This window comes from Azospirillum humicireducens (assembly GCF_001639105.2).
Taxonomy (GTDB): Bacteria; Pseudomonadota; Alphaproteobacteria; order Azospirillales; family Azospirillaceae; genus Azospirillum; species Azospirillum humicireducens.
In genome coordinates this window covers 26813-45821 of record NZ_CP028903.1, presented here as the reverse complement: position 1 = coordinate 45821, position 19009 = coordinate 26813, and the positions used below count along the sequence as shown (strand labels likewise).

The window sequence follows — 19009 nt, the reverse complement described above, 5'->3', positions numbered from 1 at the left end:
CCCTCACCCGGCCTTTCCGCCGGAGAACCGGCCGTCCTCAATGCGGTCTTCAGCGCTTTGCCGCAGCCAGCGCGCCGCCCCGGCCAGCACCAGCGCCACATAGGCCAGCGCCCCGACCACCCCCATGATCAGCCCGCCCAACTGCTGGTCGGCCAGCGGCGACAGGCCCCAGGCGGCGGTGGTGGTCAGGTGGTAGGGGAACAGCGACGTCCCGGCGAAGATCAGCAGGGCGGACAGCATCGCCAGATGGACCGAGGTGCCGAAGGCCGCCAGCAGCCCGCGCAGGCGCATGGCGTTGTCGGCGGGCGCCAGCACGCTCCGCCACGCGGCCACCGCTCCGGCGAGCAACGTGCCGTGCATCGACCACAGCACGGCGTCGTTCGTCAGCGCCGCCATGTACGGCCCCGGCAGGTGCCAGACCCACAACGTGATGCCGAACAGGACCCAGGCAAGCTCCGGCCGTTCCAGCGATTTCACCGCTGTCCGGAGCCATCCCGGCCAGTTCACCGCCCCGGCCGGCCAGCCGAGTACGAACAGCGGGGCCGCGACCTGGACGGTCAGCAGATGCTGGGCGACGCGGGCGGAGAACAGGGCTGAGGTCAGGTTGCACAGCGGAGAGACGAAGGCGATGCCCAGGATCAGCCAGCCGGCGGCAAGGCACCAGGGCCGGTGGCCGGAAGGGCTGCCCGAAATCCGCGCCCGGCGGCTTGCCGCCGCCAGCCCGGCCGCCACCAGGACGAAGGCGGCCAGCAGCCATGGGTCGGTGTTCCAGGCCGTCGACAAGCCACCCGGCACCGGCGGGGCACCGCAGTAGGGGACGGAGGGAAGGGCGTCTGTCGGCATGGCGTGGCCTCGCGGGATCCGGGCTCTCTCCGTCCTGTCCAATGACCGGGGCGGCGGGATGTTCCCGGCAAGGCGGCGTTTACGCCCGATTGACCGTAAGACGAGGGAGCAGAACGGTCACCGGGGGTGTGACCGCGAATGGCCAATCGGAAACGTTGCCGGAGATCGTCATGCCCGCCGTCCCGCCCTGCAGCATGCACCATCACGCTGTTCGCGCCGATCCTCGCCATCGGCCTCGTCGTCGACGACGCCTTCGTGGTGGCGGAGAATGTCCGCCGCGTGAAGGAGGAGCATCCGGAGCTTTCGGCGAAGGAGCCGGTGGCCTGCCGACCGGGCATCACCGGGCAGCTCCACCGCCAGTTCGCCCTCACCATCGCGGCATCCTTCATCATCTCCGGCATCAATTCGCTGACGCCGAGCCCGGCGCTGTGCGGCCTGCTGGTCGCCGCCAACCAGGACCCGACTCCGCAGGCGGTGTTCAGCACCTACTGCGCGGAGGTGCCGCATCTCGGTGCGCACCACGCTCGCTCCCGACAGCATCACCCGCTACGACCAGTTCATGTCCGCCCCGGTCAACGGTCAGCCGGCGGTCGATCGGCACCACCGTGTTCGGCGGCATGGTGGCGGCTACGGTGATCGGCATCGTCAATGTTCCGGTGCTGTTCGTCGCCCGCCAGCGCCTGACCGAGCGGCTGCGCCGCCGTCCGGTCGAGGCTCGCGCCCGCTTGGTGCAGCAGGGGCCGGCCGGGGCCGTGCCCGACATCGGACATCGGACATCGGACATCGGACATCGGCATGGGATGCGGTCGCGGATCGTTCTGATCGGGGGCATGCTTTGCGTCCTCGCTCAGGCCGGATCGGCCGTACAGTCCCAGCAAGGTTGCCCCCGACGGGTTCCGATCCGCCAGGGCCGGCCCGATTCCGGGCTGGTTTTCGCAACGGTCATGAGAAGGGCGTAACGCTTTTCCCCTGCTGCGCCGCGATGGAAGGATCCCCCCATCGCGCCGGACACCCGGCCGGCGAAAATGGCCATGGTGAGCGATATTCCCCGTGGCGATTCCGGACCCAAGGCGGCTCCGCATCGCCGCGCTTCGTGCGCCCTTGCCGAAAGTGGCGAGCGGCCGGTTCCGCCCGACGGGAAGCCCCGCGACAGCAGGAGAGGCGCAGCCGCATGCAGCAACGTCAGGTTCGCGACGTCCGGCTCGATCTGTTCAAGGGCGCAGCCCTTCTGATCATCTTCATCAACCATGTGGGCGAAAACCCGCTGGCGACGGTGACGCCCGGCCGCTTCGGCCCATCCGACTCGGCGGAGATCTTCGTCTTCATCTCGGGATACGCCATCGCGCTGGCCTATGGTCCGGTGTTGGCGGAGCGTGGATTCGCCGCCTGCCAGCGCAAGGCGCTCGGCCGCTGCCGGCAATTGTGGGCGGCCAACATCGCGACCATGCTGGTCAGCGCGCTGGTGGTGGCGCTGGCTGTCCATGTCGGCGACCTGCCGATGGAGGCGTCGAACCGGCTGGAGAGCTTCGCGCCGCTGTTCGACAGCCCGGTCGTGGCGATGGCGTGGCATCTGGTGCTGATCTACCTGCCCTTCGCGCTCGACATCCTGGCGCTCTACATCCTGCTGGTGGCGGCGGCGCCGCTGTTCCTGTGGTCCCATGCCCGCTTCGGCATGGCGGCGGTGGCGGGGTCCGTGGCGCTCTATCTGCTCGCCCAGGCGGCGCCGGGCCTGATGCCGCCCAACCTGTGGGAGGGGAGCTGGAATTTCAGCCCGCTGGCCTGGCAATGCGTGTTTTTCCTCGGCACCAGCCTGGCGCTGGTGGTGCGCAGCGGCAATATGACGCTGCCGCGCTCCCGCTGGCTGCTGGCGGCGGCGTTGGCGGTGGTGGTGGGGATGGCGCTGTGGAAGGGGGCGGCCTCCGACCTCGGCCGGGCGCTGGTTCCGGCCGGGCTGCATGGCTGGTTGCCGGAGCAGACGATCCCCTGGGCGGACAAGGACACGCTGGGACCGATGCGGCTCCTGCATTTCCTGGCGCTCGCCTGTGCGGCAGCGCTGCTGGTGCCGGGGGATGCGGCATGGCTGCGCTCGGCGCCCGCGCGGCTGCTGACGGCCTGCGGGCGGCATTCGCTGCCGGTCTTCTGCGTCGGCGTGGTGCTGTCGATTGCCGGAACCGCAGTGCTGATGGCGGGCAAGGGGACGGCGGCGGTGTTGGCGGTCAATCTGGGCGGCATCGCCCTGCTGCTGGTGCTGGCGCTGGTGCTGGAGCGGCGACGGACCCGGCGGCTGCCGGCCAAGGTCACGGCCAAGGTCACTGCGGGTCCGGCATCGCCATCGTCAACCGCCGCGGCGGTGCCCGAAACCTCCTGAGGCCGGGAAAGCTACGGCTGGGCTTCTTGAATCCTGCGCTGGATGAGCGCATATTTTGTCCATGCAACTCAATCCGGCCATACCGTCCTACCAGACGCTGAAGCCCAACCCGCAGACACCCGCGGTGCAGATCGCGATGTCTCCGGCGGTGCAGGCGGCGCAGCAGACGGCTCCGCCGGTCCGCACCCAGACCGTCACCGCTCCCCAGGCGGCCGGCAAGGCCGACCAGACGCGGGAGACGCGCACCGCCACCCAGGGCAATCAGTCGGTGGATACCGTTGCCAACGCCCTTTCCGCCCAGGTGAACGGGCAGGGCTACCACAAGCGCGGGTCGCTTCTGAACCTGTCCGTGTGAAGAGCCGTTTTCGGGGGCGGTTGCGGCGTAACGCAAAGCTGAAAGGCAAAGCTGAAAGAAAAAGGGGCTTCCCTCCGGCAGGAGGAAAGCCCTTTTTCGGTATCCGCCGGAACGGGCTTCTACTTCAGCTCGTCCATGGTGTCGATGACATGGCTGACGATGCCGTATTCCTTTGCCTCGTCGGCGAGCATCCAATAGTTCCGGTCGGTGTCCTTGGCGACCTTTTCGTAAGGCTGCCCGGTCTCCCGCGCGATGATCTTGTTCAGACGCTCGCGCATCCGGATGATTTCCTTCGCCTCGATGGCGATGTCCGTCGCCCGGCCGCCCGTTCCGCCCAGCGGCTGGTGGATCAGGAAGCGGGTGTTCGGCAGGCAGAACCGGTCTTCCTTCTTCGCCGCCAGATAGATGTGGCAGCCGGCGCTGGCGACCCAGCCCGTGCCCAGCATCTTCACCCGCGGCTTGATGAAGCGGATCATGTCGTGGATGGTGTCGCCCGCCTCGACATGGCCGCCCGGCGAGTTGACCACGACGGTGATGTCGTCGTCATTCTCATGGGCGAGCGCCAGCAGCTGGGCCGACACGCCCTGCGCCAGCTTCATATCGATCTGACCGAAGATCAGGACCGTGCGCGCCTTGAACAGGCTCTGCTGCACGGCGGCGAACTGCGGCTGGGCGCTTTCCTTCGACTTCTCGTCCGGTTCCTTTTCAGGTTCGTCGTCGAACCGGGTGTATCCGACCTGCGCCATTGATGTTCTTCTCCCTGGTATCGGAAGCGGGGTATCGGGACCGGGATGCGCTGCCGGGGGTGCCCCGACTGCTGTCCCGTTGCCGCATGCGCCTTGCCTGCTTCACCACATAGCCCGTCCGGGCTTCATGTTCAACGTCCGGCGGGGCAAAATCGATGGGCGGAGCCGCGGCCGGTTGGAACGCTTGAAACGCCGTGCAACGGTTTTCCGGCCCTGTTCCACTGTTCAACCCGCCGAGCAAGATGGTGGTCTCCAAGGCCGCACGCACGATACCCCTTCCTACCACGCGGCGGCGGAGCCGGTAAGAGGAGGTTCGAAATCCTGGCCGGGGCAGGGGGAGCGGCAAGGGTCTGTCCCATTGACGCCGTTCGCCGCCCGCAGTCACACTCTCGCACAGGTGGGCATCGGGGCGGTGGAATGCACGGGAACGGAATGGGGCAGGGCGCACCCGCCAAGACGCCCTCCAAGACGCTCGCCGGGATGCCCCGCAGCCCATCGACGGGCGTTTCGGTGATCATCGCCGCCCACCGCGCCCATGACACCATCGTCCGGGCGGTGCAAAGTCTGCTGGACCAGGACTGGACGGCATGGGAGGCGGTGATCGTCAGCGACGACGGCACCGACTACCGCCCGACCCTGCAGGCAGCCGGGATCGACGACCCGCGGCTGGTCTTCACCGGCACCGGCCGGGTGGGCGCCGGGGCGCCCGCCGCCCGCAATGCCGGGCTGGATGCTGCGCAGCTGGCGTTGGTGGCGCCGCTGGATGCCGACGACCGGTTCCGCCCCGGCCGGCTGTCCGCCCTGGCGCCGCTGGCGCTTGCCCATGGCGCTACCTTCGACAATGTCGCGGTGGTGCGCGACGAGGACGATTCGCCGCTGCTGTGCCTGTATGGGGAGGGGCAGGCGCCGGCACGGCTGGACGGCGGTGGGTTCCTGGCAACCTCGGTGCCGATGTTTCCGGTGGTGCGGCGCGATCTGGTTCCGCATTGGGACGAGGACGTGAATTTCTGCGACGATGTGGTGTTCAATGTCCGGGTGCTCGACGCCGCCGGACCGGTGCCGCTGGTGGCGACGCCATTCTACGAATACCGCCAGCGTGCCGGTTCCATCACCTTCTCCGCGGACAGCGGGGAGCGGGCGGAGCACTGCTACCGCCATGTGCTGAACCGGCTGGCCGGCGACGGCCTGGGCATCCGGAACCGGGGGCTGCGCCAGCGGTTCACGCAAGCCATCGCCGCCAAGCGCGCCCGCAATGCCGCATACGAAGCCGCCTTCAGGGCCGGACGTTGCGCCAATTTTCAGGAATTCCTGGCGCTTGGGGAAGGATGAGTCCCGGAAATCCAAGCTCCCGCTGGTTTTGCTTTACCATTTTGTGTCAGCCTCGATGCGTCGCACACCGCCGGACCGGACACGGGTAAACCCCATGAGCGCCCCGACCTGCTGCCTCGCCCGCATTCCCGCCAATGGCAAGTTCTGGCTGAAGAACGCGCGGCTTCCCGATGGACTGCGTGATATCCGGATCGAGGATGGACGGGTGCGGGCCCTGGTTCCGGCCGGCGAGTCCCCCTGCTGCGCGCCCGGTCTCGACCTCGACGGCGGCACGGTCTGCCGGATCGACGATGGCGGAGCGGTGGCGGGCGGCGATCCCGCGGACCTGTGGGTGACGCTGTGCGGCGGACGGACGGTCGCGATGCGGGCGGGCAGGCTGGAGACCGCCGCGCGTCCCGATGCGGCGGCCACAAACGGTCAGGCGGACGGTTCGGATCGTTGAACCTTCTCGACTTCGGATTTGAACTGAACGATATAGTTCAGTTTGCCCGGCGCGCCTCCCGGTTGCGCTGCGGCAAAGTGAAACCCGTCCGGATTCCGGTCCCATGCGCCACACGCTTCGCATCGCTGCTCTCCTCGTCCTGGCGGCTCTCGCCGGCGGGGCCTACTGGTATTTCGTGAAGCAGGGCGGGACCGTCGCCGGGCTGACTGCGATGCTGAGCGGCGCCGTGTCCGGCGGCGCGCCGGCTCCGGGCGGCGCCTCCGGGGCAGCCAAGCCGCCGGGCAGCGCCCCGCCGATGCCGGTGGAGGCGGTTCCCGTCCGCATCGGAACGGTGGAGCGGACCGTCACCGCGGTCGGTTCGCTGCTGTCCAACGAATCGGTGGTGATCCGGCCCGAGATCGCCGGCCGCATCAGCGAGATCGCCTTCAAGGAGGGGCAGCGGGTCGCCAAGGGCAGCGTGCTGGTCCGGCTGGACGATGCCATCGCCCGTGCCACCCTTGCCCAGGCCCAGGCGAGCATCGCCTTCTCCCGCGCCGAGCTGTCGCGCGCCGACCAGCTGGTCCGCCAGAACAGCGGTCCGCTGCGCAACCGGGAACAGGCCTCCGCCAAGCTGCTGGCCGACGAGGCTGCGGTGCAGCTGGCCAAGGCGCAGCTGGAGAAGCAGGTCATCACCGCGCCCTTCGACGGGGTGCTGGGCCTGCGCAAGGTGTCGGTCGGCGACTTCGTCCAGGCCGGCAAGGACATCGTCAATCTGGAGGACATCGACACGCTGAAGCTGGACTTCCGCGTGCCGGAGATGTTCCTGCCGGCGGTGAAGGTCGGCCAGACGGTGAAGGTGGCGGTGGATGCCTTCGGCGGGCGCGGCTTCGACGGCACGGTCTACGCCATCGACCCTCTGGTGGATGTGAACGGCCGCGCGCTGGCGATCCGCGCCCGCGTGCCGAATCCCGACGGCGCGCTGCGCCCCGGCCTGTTCGCCCGCGTGTCGCTGACGTTGACCACGGTGCCGGACGCGGTTCTGGTGCCCGAACAGTCCATCGTCGCCTTCGGCAAGGATCAGTTCGTCTTCAAGGTGGTGGACGGCAAGGCCGCCCAGACCCGTGTCACTCTGGGCGAACGCCGCAACGCCGAGGTGGAGATCTCCAAGGGCCTCACCCCCGGCGACATGGTGGTCACCGCCGGCCAGCTGAAGATCCGCGACGGCGCGCCGGTCGCCGTGCTGCCGGCCAAACCGGCGGCCAACAAGTCGACGGGGAGCTGAGGCGATGGTCCTCTCCGACATCTCGATCCGCCGCCCGGTGCTGGCGACGGTGATGAGCCTCGCCCTGATGCTGATCGGCATCGTGTCGTACCAGCGCCTGTCGGTGCGCGAATATCCCAAGATCGACGAGCCGGTCGTCACGGTGGAGACGACCTACAAGGGCGCCTCGGCCCAGATCATCGAAAGCCAGGTGACGCAGACGCTGGAGGACAGCCTCGCCGGCATCGAGGGCATCGACGTGATGTCTTCGATCAGCCGGGCGGAGAAGTCTCAGATCACCCTGCGCTTCCGGCTGGACCGCAATGTCGATGTCGCCGCCAGCGACGTGCGCGACCGGGTGGGCCGCGTCCGCGCCGCCCTGCCGTCGGAGATCGACGAGCCGGTGATCGCCAAGGTCGAGGCCGACGCCCAGCCGATCATCTATCTCGCCTTCTCCTCCGACCGGCATTCGCCGCTGGAGGTGACGGATTTCGCCGACCGTTACGTGAAGGACCGGCTGCAGAACCTGCCCGGTGTCGCCCAGGTCCGCATCTTCGGCGAACGGCGCTTCGCCATGCGGCTGTGGCTCGACCCGCAGCGGATGGCCGCCTACCGGGTGACGCCGCAGGATGTCGAGAACGCGCTGCGCCGGCAGAATGTGGAAATCCCGGCCGGGCGCGTCGAAAGCGTCGCGCGCGAGTTCACCGTGGTGTCGGAAACCGACCTGCGCAGCCCGGCCGAGTTCGAGGCCATCATCCTGCGCGACGATTCCGGCTATCTGGTCCGCCTGCGCGACGTCGGCCGGGCGGAGCTGGGGGCGCTGGACGAGCGGGTCAGCGCGCGCTTCAACGGCCGCGGCGCCGTCGCCATCGGCGTGGTCAAGCAATCCACCGCCAACCCGCTGGACGTGTCGAAGGCGGTCAACGACGCTCTGCCGAAGATCCGCGCCGCCCTGCCCGACGGCATGGGGGTGGATGTCGGCTACGACAGCTCCGTCTTCATCGCCAAATCGATCGATGCGGTGTTCCACACCATCCTGGAAGCGATCGTCCTGGTCGTTCTGGTGATCTTCTTCTTCCTGCGCTCGCTGCGGGCGACGCTGGTGCCGCTGGTCACCATCCCGGTGTCGCTGATCGGCGGTTTCGCCCTGATGTACGCCTTCGGCTTCTCCATCAACACGCTGACCCTGCTGTCGATGGTGCTGGCCATCGGCCTCGTCGTCGACGACGCCATCGTCATGCTGGAGAACATCTTCCGCTATGTCGAGGAGGGAATGCCCCCCTTCCAGGCGGCGCTGAAGGGATCGCGCGAGATCGGCTTCGCCGTCATCGCCATGACGATCACGCTGGCGGCGGTGTACGCCCCCATCGGCTTCATGACCGGCCGCACCGGGCGGCTGTTCACCGAGTTCGCGCTGACGCTGGCCGGTGCGGTCATCGTGTCCGGCTTCGTCGCGCTGACGCTGTCGCCGATGATGTGCTCCAAGCTGTTGAAGCACGAGACGAAGCACGGCCTCCTCTACCGCGCCATCGAGCGCTTTCTGGAGGGGATGACCAACGGCTACCGCGGTCTGCTGCGCCTGTCGCTGCGGGCGCGGCCGCTGGTGCTGCTGGTCGGTTTCGCCGTCGCCGCGGCCAGCTATGTGCTGTTCAACGGCCTGAAGTCGGAGCTGGCGCCGGTGGAGGACCGCGGCACCATCGTCGGCATCGCCATCGCGCCGGAAGGCTCGACGCTGGACTACACCATGGGCTACGCCCAGCAGATGGAGGCGCTGTTCCGTCAGATCCCGGTGCTGGAGAAGTTCTTTGTCGTCGTCGGCTTTCCGGTGGTCAACCAGGGCATCGCCTTCGTCCGCCTGATCGACTGGGATCTGCGCGACGTGAAGCAGCAGGCGATCACCGCCCAGCTGTTCCCCAAGATGTTCGGCATCCCTGGAATCCTGGGCTTCGTCACCAACCCGCCGTCGCTGGGCCAGAGCCCGACCGAGAAGCCGGTGAACTTCGTCATCCAGACCTCTCTGCCCTTCGAGGAGTTGCAGGCGATGGTCAACGCCATGATGGCGGAGGCCCGCAACTTCCCCGGCCTGGTCAACCTTGACACCGATTTGAAGCTGAACAAGCCGGAACTGAAGGTGTCGCTGGACCGTGACAAGGCGGCCGACCTGGGGGTGGATGTCGACACCGTCGGCCGCACGCTGGAGACGCTGCTGGGCGGCAGGCAGGTGACGCGCTTCAAGAAGGACGGCAAGCAGTATGACGTGATCGTGCAGGTGGCGAACGTCGACCGCCGCAACCCGGACGACATCGCCGGCATCTATGTGCGCGGCGGCACCAGCGCAACGGGCGGAGCGGGACAGATGATCTCGCTGGCCAATCTGGTGAAGGTCGAGGAGCGGGTGGCGCCAAAGGAGCTGAACCACTTCAACAAGCTGCGTTCCGCCACAATCACCGCGACGCTGGCACCGGGGACCTCGCTGGGCGAGGCGCTGGCGGTCATGCAGGCGGCGGCGAACAAGGTGCTGCCGGCCACCGCCCAGACCGACTATGCCGGCCAGAGCCGCGAATTCCGCGAATCCGCCACCGGGCTCTATTTCGTCTTCGTGCTGGCGCTGGCCTTCATCTATCTGGTGCTGGCCGCACAGTTCGAGAGCTTCATCGACCCCTTCGTCATCATGCTGACGGTGCCGCTGTCGATGACCGGCGCGCTGGCGGCGCTGCAGATGAGCGGCGGGACGATGAACGTCTACAGCCAGATCGGCCTCGTCACGCTGGTCGGCCTCATCACCAAGCACGGCATCCTGATCGTGGAGTTCGCCAACCAGCTCCAGCGCGGCGGGACCGACATCCGCAAGGCGGTGGAGGAGGCGGCCGTCCTGCGCCTGCGTCCGATCCTGATGACCACCGGCGCCATGGTGCTGGGCGCTCTGCCGCTGGCCTATGCGCAAGGGGCCGGCGCGGAAAGCCGGCAGGCCATCGGTGCCGTGATCGTCGGCGGCATGACCTTGGGCACGCTGCTGACCCTGTTCGTGGTGCCGACGGTCTACAGCTATCTTGCCCGCAAGAGGCCGATGGAGGATGAATCGGACGGGACGGGCGAAGCGCATGGTGTGGCCCATCCGCCTGCACATCCTGCCGAGTGACGAGGAGGGCGTCGCGCCATGGCGAGCGTGCTGATCATCGACGACGACGACGTGGCGCGGGCGGTGCTTCTGCGCACGATGACGATGGCCGGCCACGAGGCGGTCGGTGCGCGCGACGGCATGGAGGGGATGGCACGTTTCCGTGAGCATTCCGCCGACCGCTCCCCCCACCGACCCATCGATCTCGTCATCACCGACATCTTCATGCCGAATCAGGAAGGGCTGGCGACGATCATGGAGCTTCGGCGGGCCTCGCCGTCCCTGAAGATCATTGCGATTTCCGGCGGCGGCGTCCGCGCCTCGCTGGACGTGCTGCCGGTGGCCGAGGCGCTGGGCGCGCACCGGACCCTGCGCAAGCCCTTCACCCCGGCCGAGGTGATGGAAGCCGTGCGCGCCGTTCTGGAGGGCTGAGGGGAGGTTCGACGCCCTCCCTCTCTCAACCCATGCGCCGAATCGCAAAGCACCGCAGCCCCGGACATCATGCCGGCTCGGCGGTGCTTCACGTTTCAGGCGGTTTCCGCTTGGTTAAGGACCGGTCGGATGGCCGGCGGTGTTTGGAAAGAGGATCCAGCCGAGGTTTCTGGCCGCGCGGCCAGTGACCGGTTCCATCCGATGGGTGCGTGTGCGGCCTTGTCCCTAGTCTGCTCGCGCTTTCCGCCTGCGCGGTTGTCAGGCGGCTGGGTCTGCGTGCGGCAGACTCAGGCGGCGAGCCGCTGTTCCTGTACTCGACGGCTCCGGCGAAGGCGTTCGAACAGCTGCTGGATGCTGTCGGGGCTGATGCCGTCGCGTGCCATCACGGCGATCACGATCGGATCGGCAAGCAATTCGGAAAGGGTCGGCGTCGTGTTCCGGTCCATGCGTCCCTCCCTTTTGGTCCGGCTTCCGCAAACCGTGCCGTCCCGGAAGGGGGATCGGCAGACGGTCGAAGCCGGCAATGGCGATTGGCCTAATCCCTGCTGCGCGCTCGTCTCGGCTTTCGGCATCCGGATTGCCGCGGGGGACATAGCCCCTTTGATCCGGATTGTGCGTTGAAAATACAATATGGTGACCATAGCGCAGCCCGGGTGGTATTGTCACCCGTCCTTTTGTCAACAAGCGCTATATCTTTCCGAGGTCCAGTATCGGTTGGTGCGGCAACCGGTCTGTGGACCGTCCGATTTATTGCTCACCCCTGTTCCGGACGTGTCCGCGTCAGGCTTGCACCGGCGGAGGGACCGCCGGAGTCGGGGGCCGGAATCGTAACGTCCGCCTGGACCCGGCGGACCTTCGCGTGGGAGAGGCAGAGCGCCGCGGCGCGGTCGGCCAGATAGTCCGGACCGGATACATCGGATTCGGCACAAAGACGACGCAAGTCTTCGACGATGTCCTCGTAAGACATCACGGTGGCGATATCGTCGGGAAAGCCGGGGCCGGGATGGGCGACGGTCAGGGTCAGGTCGAAAGTCACCTGCGGCCGGTCGGTGCGGCCGGCGATGGCGACCGGTGCCGCGAAACCGCGCACCAGGATGGTGTAGGTGAGCGGCGCGCCGCCCGGCTGGACCAGGACGGCCCGTTTTGCGCTATCGTCCGACAACACACTCTCCCGGCCGGCGGTCCGCCACCGGCATTGCGTTCTGCCCGGCACTATAGGCGGTGCCGCCGCCGCACGCCACCGCGCTCGGTCGGCGGTCGATGGCCGGCGTTTCCCAGGATCAGAGCCCTTCGGCGATCCGCAGCACGGTCTCGCGCCCCGGCACCTCGTCGCGCAATGCGTCGATGCGGCGGTTCAGCACCGGATGCAGGACATCGGCGGCGATGTCGGCCAGCGGGCAGAGGACGAAGGCGCGCTCCACCATGCGGGGGTGGGGGACCTCCAGTTCCGGTTCGGTCAGCACCCGGTCGCCATAGAGCAGGATGTCGATGTCGATGGGGCGCGGGCCGAAACGAAGCCCGCCCAGGTCGCGGCCAAGCGTCGACTCGATGTCCTTGATGAAGCGAAGCAGCGCCTGCGGATCCAGCCGGGTGGTGCCGCGCACCGCCATGTTGAGGAAGGCCGGCTGGTCCGTCACATACATCGGCGCCGTCTCGTAGAGGGCCGACTGGGCGTCGATCTCCACCGCCCCGCCCAGCCGGCGGATCGCCTCCGCCAGATTGGCGGCGCGGTCGCCCATGTTGCCGCCCAGCGCCAGATGGACGGTGACGGGAGAGGAGGGGGTAGGCGTAAGCTCGGCCATGGCGTCGGCGATCCTGATGTGCTGGGATGGGCGGGTGGCGGAACTCCTAGCAAATCTCCGTCAGCCCGTCATGCCCTCCCATCGGGCGAATGCCGGTCCGGCCCTCCGGGGAACGGACAGGCGGCGGCGGGGTTTCAGCTTCATATCAACCGGTTGAGATGAACCCGGCAATGACACGATATCCTGGTGGAGGACGAGACATGGGCCGCGTACGGAGCCTGGGCGCTGCGGTGATCCTTCTCGGCGGCATGTCCGCCATCCTTGCGGGCTGCGCCACCGGCCCCGATCCCGAGGTGGCCCGGCGCGCCCAGACCGCCATGGTCGGCATGCCGAAGGCCGACCTGCTGGCCTGTGCCGGCGTGCCGGACCGTCAGGCGATGGCGTCGGGCCGGGAATACTACACCTATGTGGCGCGACCGACGGCGGCCTACAGCCCCGGCAGCAGCATCGGCATCGGTGCCGGCAGCTTCGGCGGCAGCGGCGGTGTGGGGCTCGGCCTCGGCTTCGGCGTGCCGGTCGGCGGCACCACCGCGGCCGGATGCGAGGCGACGGTGGTGGTCGGCCCGCGCGGCACGGTGGAGCAGGTCAGCTATCCGGCGGGCGCCTCGCTGTCGGCCTGCACGCCGATCGTCAGCAACTGCATGGCGCCGCGTGGCTGACGGCAGGTCCCGGCGGGGCGCCCATAGGACTTAGAGACGAGGCGGTCGGGGCTGTCGCGTCGCCGGCCGATCCCGTATTCTCGAACCGAACCCCGGCCCCGGAAATTCCGGTCATGGCCTGGGAACCGGGCGCCCGCAAAGGGACGCAACAGGGTTGGCATAGGGTTGGAGGAAACACGAACCATGGATATGAGCGGAAGCCACCGGATCGAGGCCAGCCGCGAGGCGGTGTGGGCGGCGCTGAACGATCCGGACATCCTGCGCCAGTGCATTCCCGGCTGCGAGGAGGTGGTCCGGCAGTCGGATACCGAGATGACCGCCAAGGTCGTGGCCAAGGTCGGCCCGGTCAGCGCCAAATTCGCCGGCAAGGTCACATTGTCGGACCTCGATCCGCCCAACGGCTACACCATCACCGGCGAAGGATCGGGCGGGGCCGCCGGTTTCGGCAAGGGCGGCGCCACCGTGGCGCTGTCCGACGAAGGCGGCGCCACCCTGCTGACCTACACCGCCAAGGCGCAGGTCGGCGGCAAGCTGGCGCAGATCGGGTCGCGGCTGGTCGACGCCACTGCGCGCAAGATGGCGGAGGAGTTCTTCGCGCGCTTCACCCAGATCGTCGGCCCGGCGCCGGCCGAGGCCGCGCCCGCCGATCCGGCCCCGGCGGCCACCCCCGCAAGCGCCGACCCGAAGCCGGCGGCACGCATGGCGGAGCCGCCCCCGGAAATTCCGCTGCCTCTCCCGGTCGGGCGCGGCGGAGGAATCGGGACCGGAAGCGGCGGTTTCTACGTTCCGTGGGCGGCACTTCTTTTGGTTGTGGTCCTGCTCGCATCGCTTGCTTTGATTCACTAGTGTGGCAGATTGTTCATTGGTCGTACGGCCATATCAAAGGGGTTTGACGTACCCCTGGATTGTGTATGCTGCCGCGCGATTCCGGTCGGCGCCGTCGGCCGGTCGATCCATCGGAAGGGAAGCCGAAGTATGAAGAAGCTGTTGATGGGCGTAGCCACCCTCGCCGCGATCGTGACGGGTGCCGGTGCCGCCCAGGCCGCCGACGCCGCCGCCGGCAAGGATGTCTTCAAGGTTTGCATGGCCTGCCACACCACCGAGCAGGGCAAGAACAAGGTCGGTCCGTCGCTGTTCGGCGTCGTCGGCCGTCCGGCCGCGTCGATCGACGGCTTCAAGTATTCGAACCCGATGAAGGAAAAGGCCGCCGGCGGCCTGGCCTGGAGCGCGGAGAACCTGGACGCCTACATCAAGGCCCCGAAGGAAATCGTCCCCGGCGGCACCATGGCCTTCGCCGGCCTGAAGGACGACACCAAGCGCGCCGACCTGATCGCCTTCCTGGCCGAGCAGAAGTAAGACCTCGTCCCCCGGCCCGGCGCCGGGGACCGCGGACGGCGAAAAGGGCCGGAGGCATCGCCTCCGGCCCTTTGCCTATGAACCCGGTCCTTTGGTGCCGAGTCTTCAGCCGGCAGCGGCCAGACTCTTGCTCGCCACCTCATAGACGTCCGGCGAGAGGCCCGCAGTGGCGACGATCCGCTCCAATTCGGCCTTCATCAGCGCCTGACGGGCCGCGTCATAGCGCCGCAGGCGGGAGAAGGGGCCCATCAGCCGCGCCGCAACTTGCGGGTTCATCGGATCCAGGCGAAGCACCTGGTCGGCGAGGAAGCGGTAACCGGCTCCACTCCGGTCGTGGAAGCGGACCGGGTTGCCGCTGGCGAAACCGCCGATCAGCGCATAGACCTTGTTGGGGTTCCGGATCTCGAAGGCGGGGTGGCCGAGCAGGGCCGTCACCCGCTCCAGCGTGTCGGCGCGGTGCGACATCGCCTGGACGCCGAACCATTTGTCGACCACCAGTGCCTCGCCCTTCCAGCGCTCGTAGAAGTCGGCCAGCGCCTTCTCCCCTTCGGGCGAGGCGGCGTTGGACAGGAACTGCAGCGCCGCGATCTCGTCGGTCATGCCCTTGGCGCCGCGGTACTGGGTCAGGCACAGCTCCAGCGCCTCGTCATCCTCCAGCGTCATCAGATAGGCGAGGCAGAGGTTCTTCAGCGCCCGCTTTCCGATGGCGTCGGCATCGACCGAGAAGGGCTCCTGGCTGCTGTTGCGGCGATAGAGGTCGAGGAACTGCGACCGCAGGCGTCCGGCCAGCGTCTTGCGCGCGAATTCCCGCACCGTGTGGATGGCGTCGGGATCGACCACGGCCATCTGGGTGCCGAGATAGGCCTCCGTCGGCAGGACCAGCGCCTGGGCGGCGAAGGCCGGGTCGCGCTGCGCATCGGTCAGGATCCGGGCGAAGGCGTCGGCATACCCCTCAGGCAGTGCCAGATCGCGCCCGGCCTGCCGGTCGGCGACGAGGGTCAGCAGGATGCGGGTGCCCAGGATCTGCCCGGCTTCCCACCGGTTGAAGGCGTCGCTGTCATGCGCCATCAGGAAGGTCAGGTCGGCGTCGGTCAGGTCGGTCTTCAGCTTCACCGGGGCGGAGAAGCCGCGCAGCAGCGACGGGACCGGGCGGGCCGGGATGTCATGGAAGGTGAAGCTCTGGCTTTCCGCGGTGACGTGCAGGATGCGGCTGGTGCCGGTTGCAGCCTCCTCGCCGTCCAGGCGCAAGGGCAGATCCTGCCCGTCGGGGCCGAGCAGGCCGACCGTCAGCGGGATGTGCATCGGCTGTTTGGTCGGCTGGCCCGGCGTCGGCGGGACCGTCTGCTTCACCGTCAGGGTGAAGCTCTTGGCCGCCGCGTCATGGCTGCCGGCGATGTCCAGCTCCGGCGTGCCGGCCTGCCGATACCACAGCTGGAATTGGGTCAGGTCGACGCCGCTGGCATCGGCCATGGCGGCGACGAAATCGTCGCAGGTCACCGCCTGCCCGTCATGGCGCTTGAAATAGAGGTCGGTGCCCTTGCGGTACTTCTCCGGCCCCAGCAGGGTGTGGATCATGCGGATGACTTCCGCACCCTTGTTGTAGACGGTGGGGGTGTAGAAGTTGTTGATCTCGACATAGCTGTCCGGGCGCACCGGATGGGCCATGGCGCCGGCATCCTCCTGGAACTGCACGGTGCGCAATCCCTGAACGTCGGCGATGCGCTTCACCGCGCGGGAATGCATGTCGGACGAGAATTCCTGGTCGCGGAAGACGGTCAACCCTTCCTTCAGCGACAGCTGGAACCAGTCGCGGCAGGTGACGCGGTTGCCGGTCCAGTTGTGGAAATACTCGTGCGCGACCACCGCCTCGATGTTGAGGAAATCGGTGTCGGTCGCGGTTTCCGGCTTGGCCAGGATGTATTTGGTGTTGAAGATGTTGAGCGACTTGTTTTCCATCGCTCCCATGTTGAAGTCGCCGACCGCGACGATGTTGAAGATGTCCAGGTCGTATTCCAGCCCGTAGACCTCTTCATCCCAGCGCATCGACTTGATCAGCGAGCGCATGGCGTGGTCGATCTTGTCCTCGTTCCCCGGCTCCACATAGATGCGCAGCGTCACGTCGCGGCCCGACGCGGTGCGGAAGCGGTCCTCGCCATGGACGAGGCTGCCGGCGACCAGCGCGAACAGGTAGCAGGGCTTGGGGAAGGGGTCCTCCCAGCGCGCCCAGTGGCGCCCGCCCTCCAGATCTCCCGAGGCGGCGAGGTTGCCGTTCGACAGCAGAACCGGGTAGCGCGCCTTGTCGGCGGTGATGGTGGTGCTGTAGCGCGCCATCACGTCCGGCCGGTCGGCGAAATAGGTGATCTTGCGGAAGCCTTCCGCCTCGCATTGGGTGCAGAAGTTGCCGGAGGACTTGTAGAGCCCCTCCAGCGCGGTGTTCTCCTGCGGCTTGATGCGGACGATGGTTTCCAGGGTGAAGCTGTCCGGCACCCGCAGCACGATCAGGTTATCGGGGGTGACGGTGTAGTCGTCGGGCCCCAGCGTCCGGCCGTCCAGCGCCACCGACACCAGATCAAGCCTCTGCCCGTCGAGCGACAGCGGCTCCGTCGCCGCCTCCGGCCGGTCGGGATTGCGGCGGATCGCCAGCACCGCGCGGACGGTGGTGACGTCCTCGCCCAGGTCGACGAACAGGTCGACCGTGTCGATCAGATGCGCCGGCGGGCGATAGTCCTGAAGCCGGATGGCCTTCGGCGTGCCTTTGTCCATGTGCCTTGTCTCTGCTTTGGGTCTCTGGTCCGGAGGGTCTGTCTTGCGGATCAAACTGGTCGGGACAGGTCCGAGGGACAAGGACTGTAGCAAGGCGGCGGTGGGCTGTCTTGGGCGGGAAGCGAACTGGTTGTCGGATCGCCCACCCAACCGGAGTGGAGGGGCGCGGCACCACGCCAGTCCGACATGCTTTTTGCCATCCGGGAGTCTTCGGCGGTAATCCGCCGGTGGTCAGGCCTTCAGCGACAGGCCGTCGGGCTTGTCCTGGTAATCCTGCATGGTCTTCAATGCGGTCGACAGCCGCTTGTACAGATCGGCATTGCCGAGCTTCTGAGCCCAATCCATGCCGTCTTTCGTTCTTTGCAGGAAATCGACCTGCCTCTCGTTGTCGAGCGTCAACCGGTCGCTGCCGGCGATGTTGCTGACGCTCATGCTGACATAGGTCGTGCTTTCGTCGAACGACATCTCGCCGCTGCGAATTTTCTCGTTCATCCAGTCGAATATGCCCTTGTGGGTCATATGGGTGAAATCGGGCTTGGCCGCAGCGGCGTCAGCGCTCCGGTCGGACTTTCCACTGGCGGTGGCCATGGTGTCGGCGAATGAGGGCGGAGCCTCCTGGTCGGTTTGCCGGCCGATCTTGCGGTTGTATGCCGCAGCCGCGATGCCGTTGTAGGTTCCTGCGCTGGAGATGCTCATGTTGCCACGTCCGTGCCCAATCATGTCTGCACGCTTTTGTAGCAATGGGTGTGCCAATGCTGGAACCTTGCACTTTTTCGTTGGATTGCAGGGCGTTATCGCTGCCGCAGTGGATGCCGGGCCGTGGCCGCGGGGTGCCGCATGGGAATTTATTGCCGCAGGACGGCAATATTATGCCGGCGTGATGGAATATCTTACCGCCTGGACCGGCGGCCGTCCTACCGTTTGACCTGCGCCACCTTGAGCAGGGTGAAGGCGCCCATGTTGTCGATGTACTGCTGGTAGAAGAAGCGCCATGTCTTGCCGTTGCGCACGCCCACCAGCGTGACCTTCACCGCGTCGGTGCCGGGCACGTTCATGTATTGCGCCTTGTGCAGGGTGGTGCCGTGCAGGCGCATGCCCTGGCGCAGCCCGGCCTCGTCGATCCGCCCCTCCGCGGTCTGCAGATTGCCGTGGGAAGCGGAGAAGGTGCCGCCGCCATGGTCGCTGAAGCCGAAGGAGCAGCCGTCCATCGTCGGCGTGAACATCACGTCGGCCTCGTCCTCCAGCACGATGAGATGCTTGAAATCCTGGTCGTAGGGCAACCAGTAGGCGTTCCAGCTTCCCGGCCGGTTGCCCTGGTCGTAGCGCACCGACCAGACATCGACATTCTTGGTCGAGAATTGCGAGATGATGCCGGTGCCCTTGCGCGTGCAGGTCATGCCGTCGTCGCTGAGCGTGAAGCTCTTGACCCCGCCGACCCGGTAGTTGGGCTGGTAGGACTGATACTGGATCCAGATCAGGTTGTTCTTGAGGAAGCTTTCAGGATTCGCGACCAGATCGGCGATGTTCGGCATGTGTGCGGCTTTCCTGCGGAATGG

The 19009-nt window shown here is 67.4% G+C and carries 19 protein-coding genes; 11 read left to right on the top strand and 8 right to left on the bottom strand.

What is annotated here, in order from left to right; all coding sequences use genetic code 11:
* Positions 1-3 precede the first annotated feature (3 nt).
* Complete coding sequence (locus A6A40_RS18090) at positions 4-843, bottom strand: cytochrome c oxidase assembly protein (protein WP_108547317.1); 840 nt, start codon at positions 841-843, stop codon at positions 4-6.
* Positions 844-981: 138 nt separating this feature from the next.
* Between A6A40_RS18090 and A6A40_RS32320 the strand changes: the two genes are divergently transcribed.
* The 3 genes from A6A40_RS32320 (at position 982) to A6A40_RS18070 (ending at position 3566) form a co-directional block, all read left to right on the top strand.
* The gene (locus A6A40_RS32320; protein ID WP_335645195.1) at positions 982-1479 is read left to right on the top strand and encodes an efflux RND transporter permease subunit; all 498 of its coding nucleotides are present in this window, start codon (positions 982-984) and stop codon (positions 1477-1479) included.
* Between the two features lie 535 nt (positions 1480-2014).
* The gene (locus tag A6A40_RS18075) at positions 2015-3211 is read left to right on the top strand and encodes an OpgC family protein (RefSeq protein ID WP_108547315.1); all 1197 of its coding nucleotides are present in this window, start codon (positions 2015-2017) and stop codon (positions 3209-3211) included.
* Between the two features lie 61 nt (positions 3212-3272).
* Complete coding sequence (locus A6A40_RS18070; protein WP_108547314.1) at positions 3273-3566, top strand: hypothetical protein; 294 nt, start codon at positions 3273-3275, stop codon at positions 3564-3566.
* Positions 3567-3685: 119 nt separating this feature from the next.
* On the opposite strand, the gene A6A40_RS18065 is transcribed toward A6A40_RS18070, so the two are convergent.
* Entirely contained in the window at positions 3686-4312 is a 627-nt protein-coding gene (locus A6A40_RS18065) for an ATP-dependent Clp protease proteolytic subunit (RefSeq protein ID WP_108547313.1), read from the bottom strand.
* 417 nt (positions 4313-4729) lie between these two features.
* On the opposite strand from A6A40_RS18065, the gene A6A40_RS18060 reads away from it, so the two are divergent.
* From A6A40_RS18060 to A6A40_RS18040, 5 genes are all read left to right on the top strand, one after another.
* Positions 4730-5641: a glycosyltransferase family 2 protein gene (locus A6A40_RS18060; RefSeq protein ID WP_236783877.1), complete on the top strand. Its 912-nt coding sequence runs from the start codon at positions 4730-4732 to the stop codon at positions 5639-5641.
* A 94-nt stretch (positions 5642-5735) separates the two neighbouring features.
* The gene (locus tag A6A40_RS18055) at positions 5736-6083 is read left to right on the top strand and encodes a hypothetical protein (protein WP_108547312.1); all 348 of its coding nucleotides are present in this window, start codon (positions 5736-5738) and stop codon (positions 6081-6083) included.
* Positions 6084-6186: 103 nt separating this feature from the next.
* Positions 6187-7344 carry an efflux RND transporter periplasmic adaptor subunit gene (locus A6A40_RS18050; RefSeq protein WP_108547311.1) on the top strand — a complete coding sequence of 386 codons (1158 nt, stop codon included), beginning with the start codon at positions 6187-6189 and terminating at the stop codon, positions 7342-7344.
* 4 nt (positions 7345-7348) lie between these two features.
* Positions 7349-10462 (top strand): efflux RND transporter permease subunit, encoded by a 3114-nt coding sequence (locus A6A40_RS18045; RefSeq protein ID WP_108547310.1) that lies wholly within the window; start codon positions 7349-7351, stop codon positions 10460-10462.
* Between the two features lie 18 nt (positions 10463-10480).
* A complete protein-coding gene (locus A6A40_RS18040) occupies positions 10481-10873 on the top strand; it encodes a response regulator (protein WP_108547309.1) in 393 nt (130 codons plus the stop codon).
* 287 nt (positions 10874-11160) lie between these two features.
* Here A6A40_RS18040 and A6A40_RS31000 read toward each other — a convergent pair whose 3' ends face one another.
* From A6A40_RS31000 to folK, 3 genes are all read right to left on the bottom strand, one after another.
* Positions 11161-11319 carry a hypothetical protein gene (locus A6A40_RS31000; RefSeq protein ID WP_167562495.1) on the bottom strand — a complete coding sequence of 53 codons (159 nt, stop codon included), beginning with the start codon at positions 11317-11319 and terminating at the stop codon, positions 11161-11163.
* Between the two features lie 308 nt (positions 11320-11627).
* Complete coding sequence (locus tag A6A40_RS18035) at positions 11628-12035, bottom strand: tunnelling fold family protein (protein WP_108547308.1); 408 nt, start codon at positions 12033-12035, stop codon at positions 11628-11630.
* Between the two features lie 118 nt (positions 12036-12153).
* Positions 12154-12675 (bottom strand): 2-amino-4-hydroxy-6-hydroxymethyldihydropteridine diphosphokinase, encoded by a 522-nt coding sequence (gene folK / locus A6A40_RS18030; protein WP_108547307.1) that lies wholly within the window; start codon positions 12673-12675, stop codon positions 12154-12156.
* A 200-nt stretch (positions 12676-12875) separates the two neighbouring features.
* On the opposite strand from folK, the gene A6A40_RS18025 reads away from it, so the two are divergent.
* From A6A40_RS18025 to A6A40_RS18015, 3 genes are all read left to right on the top strand, one after another.
* The gene (locus A6A40_RS18025; protein ID WP_108547306.1) at positions 12876-13334 is read left to right on the top strand and encodes a hypothetical protein; all 459 of its coding nucleotides are present in this window, start codon (positions 12876-12878) and stop codon (positions 13332-13334) included.
* Between the two features lie 183 nt (positions 13335-13517).
* Positions 13518-14180 (top strand): SRPBCC family protein, encoded by a 663-nt coding sequence (locus A6A40_RS18020; RefSeq protein ID WP_108547305.1) that lies wholly within the window; start codon positions 13518-13520, stop codon positions 14178-14180.
* A 129-nt stretch (positions 14181-14309) separates the two neighbouring features.
* Positions 14310-14690 carry a c-type cytochrome gene (locus A6A40_RS18015; protein ID WP_108547304.1) on the top strand — a complete coding sequence of 127 codons (381 nt, stop codon included), beginning with the start codon at positions 14310-14312 and terminating at the stop codon, positions 14688-14690.
* Between the two features lie 105 nt (positions 14691-14795).
* Here A6A40_RS18015 and pepN read toward each other — a convergent pair whose 3' ends face one another.
* The 3 genes from pepN to A6A40_RS18000 all read right to left on the bottom strand — a co-directional run bounded on the left by pepN (position 14796) and on the right by A6A40_RS18000 (position 18985).
* Positions 14796-17453 carry an aminopeptidase N gene (pepN, locus tag A6A40_RS18010; protein ID WP_108547303.1) on the bottom strand — a complete coding sequence of 886 codons (2658 nt, stop codon included), beginning with the start codon at positions 17451-17453 and terminating at the stop codon, positions 14796-14798.
* A gap of 231 nt (positions 17454-17684) precedes the next feature.
* Positions 17685-18149, bottom strand: a complete 465-nt coding sequence (locus tag A6A40_RS18005; protein ID WP_108547302.1) for a hypothetical protein — start codon at positions 18147-18149, stop codon at positions 17685-17687.
* A 218-nt stretch (positions 18150-18367) separates the two neighbouring features.
* The gene (locus tag A6A40_RS18000) at positions 18368-18985 is read right to left on the bottom strand and encodes a hypothetical protein (protein ID WP_108547301.1); all 618 of its coding nucleotides are present in this window, start codon (positions 18983-18985) and stop codon (positions 18368-18370) included.
* Positions 18986-19009 lie beyond the last annotated feature (24 nt).

What these genes read in the sequence shown, in the direction of transcription:
- A6A40_RS18060 (WP_236783877.1), top strand. Translation starts at nt 4,730, where the DNA reads ATGCACGGGAACGGAATGGGGCAGGGCGCACCCGCCAAGACGCCCTCC.
- A6A40_RS18020 (WP_108547305.1), top strand. Translation starts at nt 13,518, where the DNA reads ATGGATATGAGCGGAAGCCACCGGATCGAGGCCAGCCGCGAGGCGGTG.
- A6A40_RS18005 (WP_108547302.1), bottom strand. Translation starts at nt 18,149, where the DNA reads ATGAGCATCTCCAGCGCAGGAACCTACAACGGCATCGCGGCTGCGGCA.
- folK (WP_108547307.1), bottom strand. Translation starts at nt 12,675, where the DNA reads ATGGCCGAGCTTACGCCTACCCCCTCCTCTCCCGTCACCGTCCATCTG.
- A6A40_RS18015 (WP_108547304.1), top strand. Translation starts at nt 14,310, where the DNA reads ATGAAGAAGCTGTTGATGGGCGTAGCCACCCTCGCCGCGATCGTGACG.
- pepN (WP_108547303.1), bottom strand. Translation starts at nt 17,453, where the DNA reads ATGGACAAAGGCACGCCGAAGGCCATCCGGCTTCAGGACTATCGCCCG.
- A6A40_RS18090 (WP_108547317.1), bottom strand. Translation starts at nt 843, where the DNA reads ATGCCGACAGACGCCCTTCCCTCCGTCCCCTACTGCGGTGCCCCGCCG.
- A6A40_RS32320 (WP_335645195.1), top strand. Translation starts at nt 982, where the DNA reads ATGGCCAATCGGAAACGTTGCCGGAGATCGTCATGCCCGCCGTCCCGC.
- A6A40_RS31000 (WP_167562495.1), bottom strand. Translation starts at nt 11,319, where the DNA reads ATGGACCGGAACACGACGCCGACCCTTTCCGAATTGCTTGCCGATCCG.
- A6A40_RS18000 (WP_108547301.1), bottom strand. Translation starts at nt 18,985, where the DNA reads ATGCCGAACATCGCCGATCTGGTCGCGAATCCTGAAAGCTTCCTCAAG.
- A6A40_RS18045 (WP_108547310.1), top strand. Translation starts at nt 7,349, where the DNA reads ATGGTCCTCTCCGACATCTCGATCCGCCGCCCGGTGCTGGCGACGGTG.
- A6A40_RS18075 (WP_108547315.1), top strand. Translation starts at nt 2,015, where the DNA reads ATGCAGCAACGTCAGGTTCGCGACGTCCGGCTCGATCTGTTCAAGGGC.
- A6A40_RS18070 (WP_108547314.1), top strand. Translation starts at nt 3,273, where the DNA reads ATGCAACTCAATCCGGCCATACCGTCCTACCAGACGCTGAAGCCCAAC.
- A6A40_RS18025 (WP_108547306.1), top strand. Translation starts at nt 12,876, where the DNA reads ATGGGCCGCGTACGGAGCCTGGGCGCTGCGGTGATCCTTCTCGGCGGC.
- A6A40_RS18055 (WP_108547312.1), top strand. Translation starts at nt 5,736, where the DNA reads ATGAGCGCCCCGACCTGCTGCCTCGCCCGCATTCCCGCCAATGGCAAG.
- A6A40_RS18040 (WP_108547309.1), top strand. Translation starts at nt 10,481, where the DNA reads ATGGCGAGCGTGCTGATCATCGACGACGACGACGTGGCGCGGGCGGTG.
- A6A40_RS18050 (WP_108547311.1), top strand. Translation starts at nt 6,187, where the DNA reads ATGCGCCACACGCTTCGCATCGCTGCTCTCCTCGTCCTGGCGGCTCTC.
- A6A40_RS18065 (WP_108547313.1), bottom strand. Translation starts at nt 4,312, where the DNA reads ATGGCGCAGGTCGGATACACCCGGTTCGACGACGAACCTGAAAAGGAA.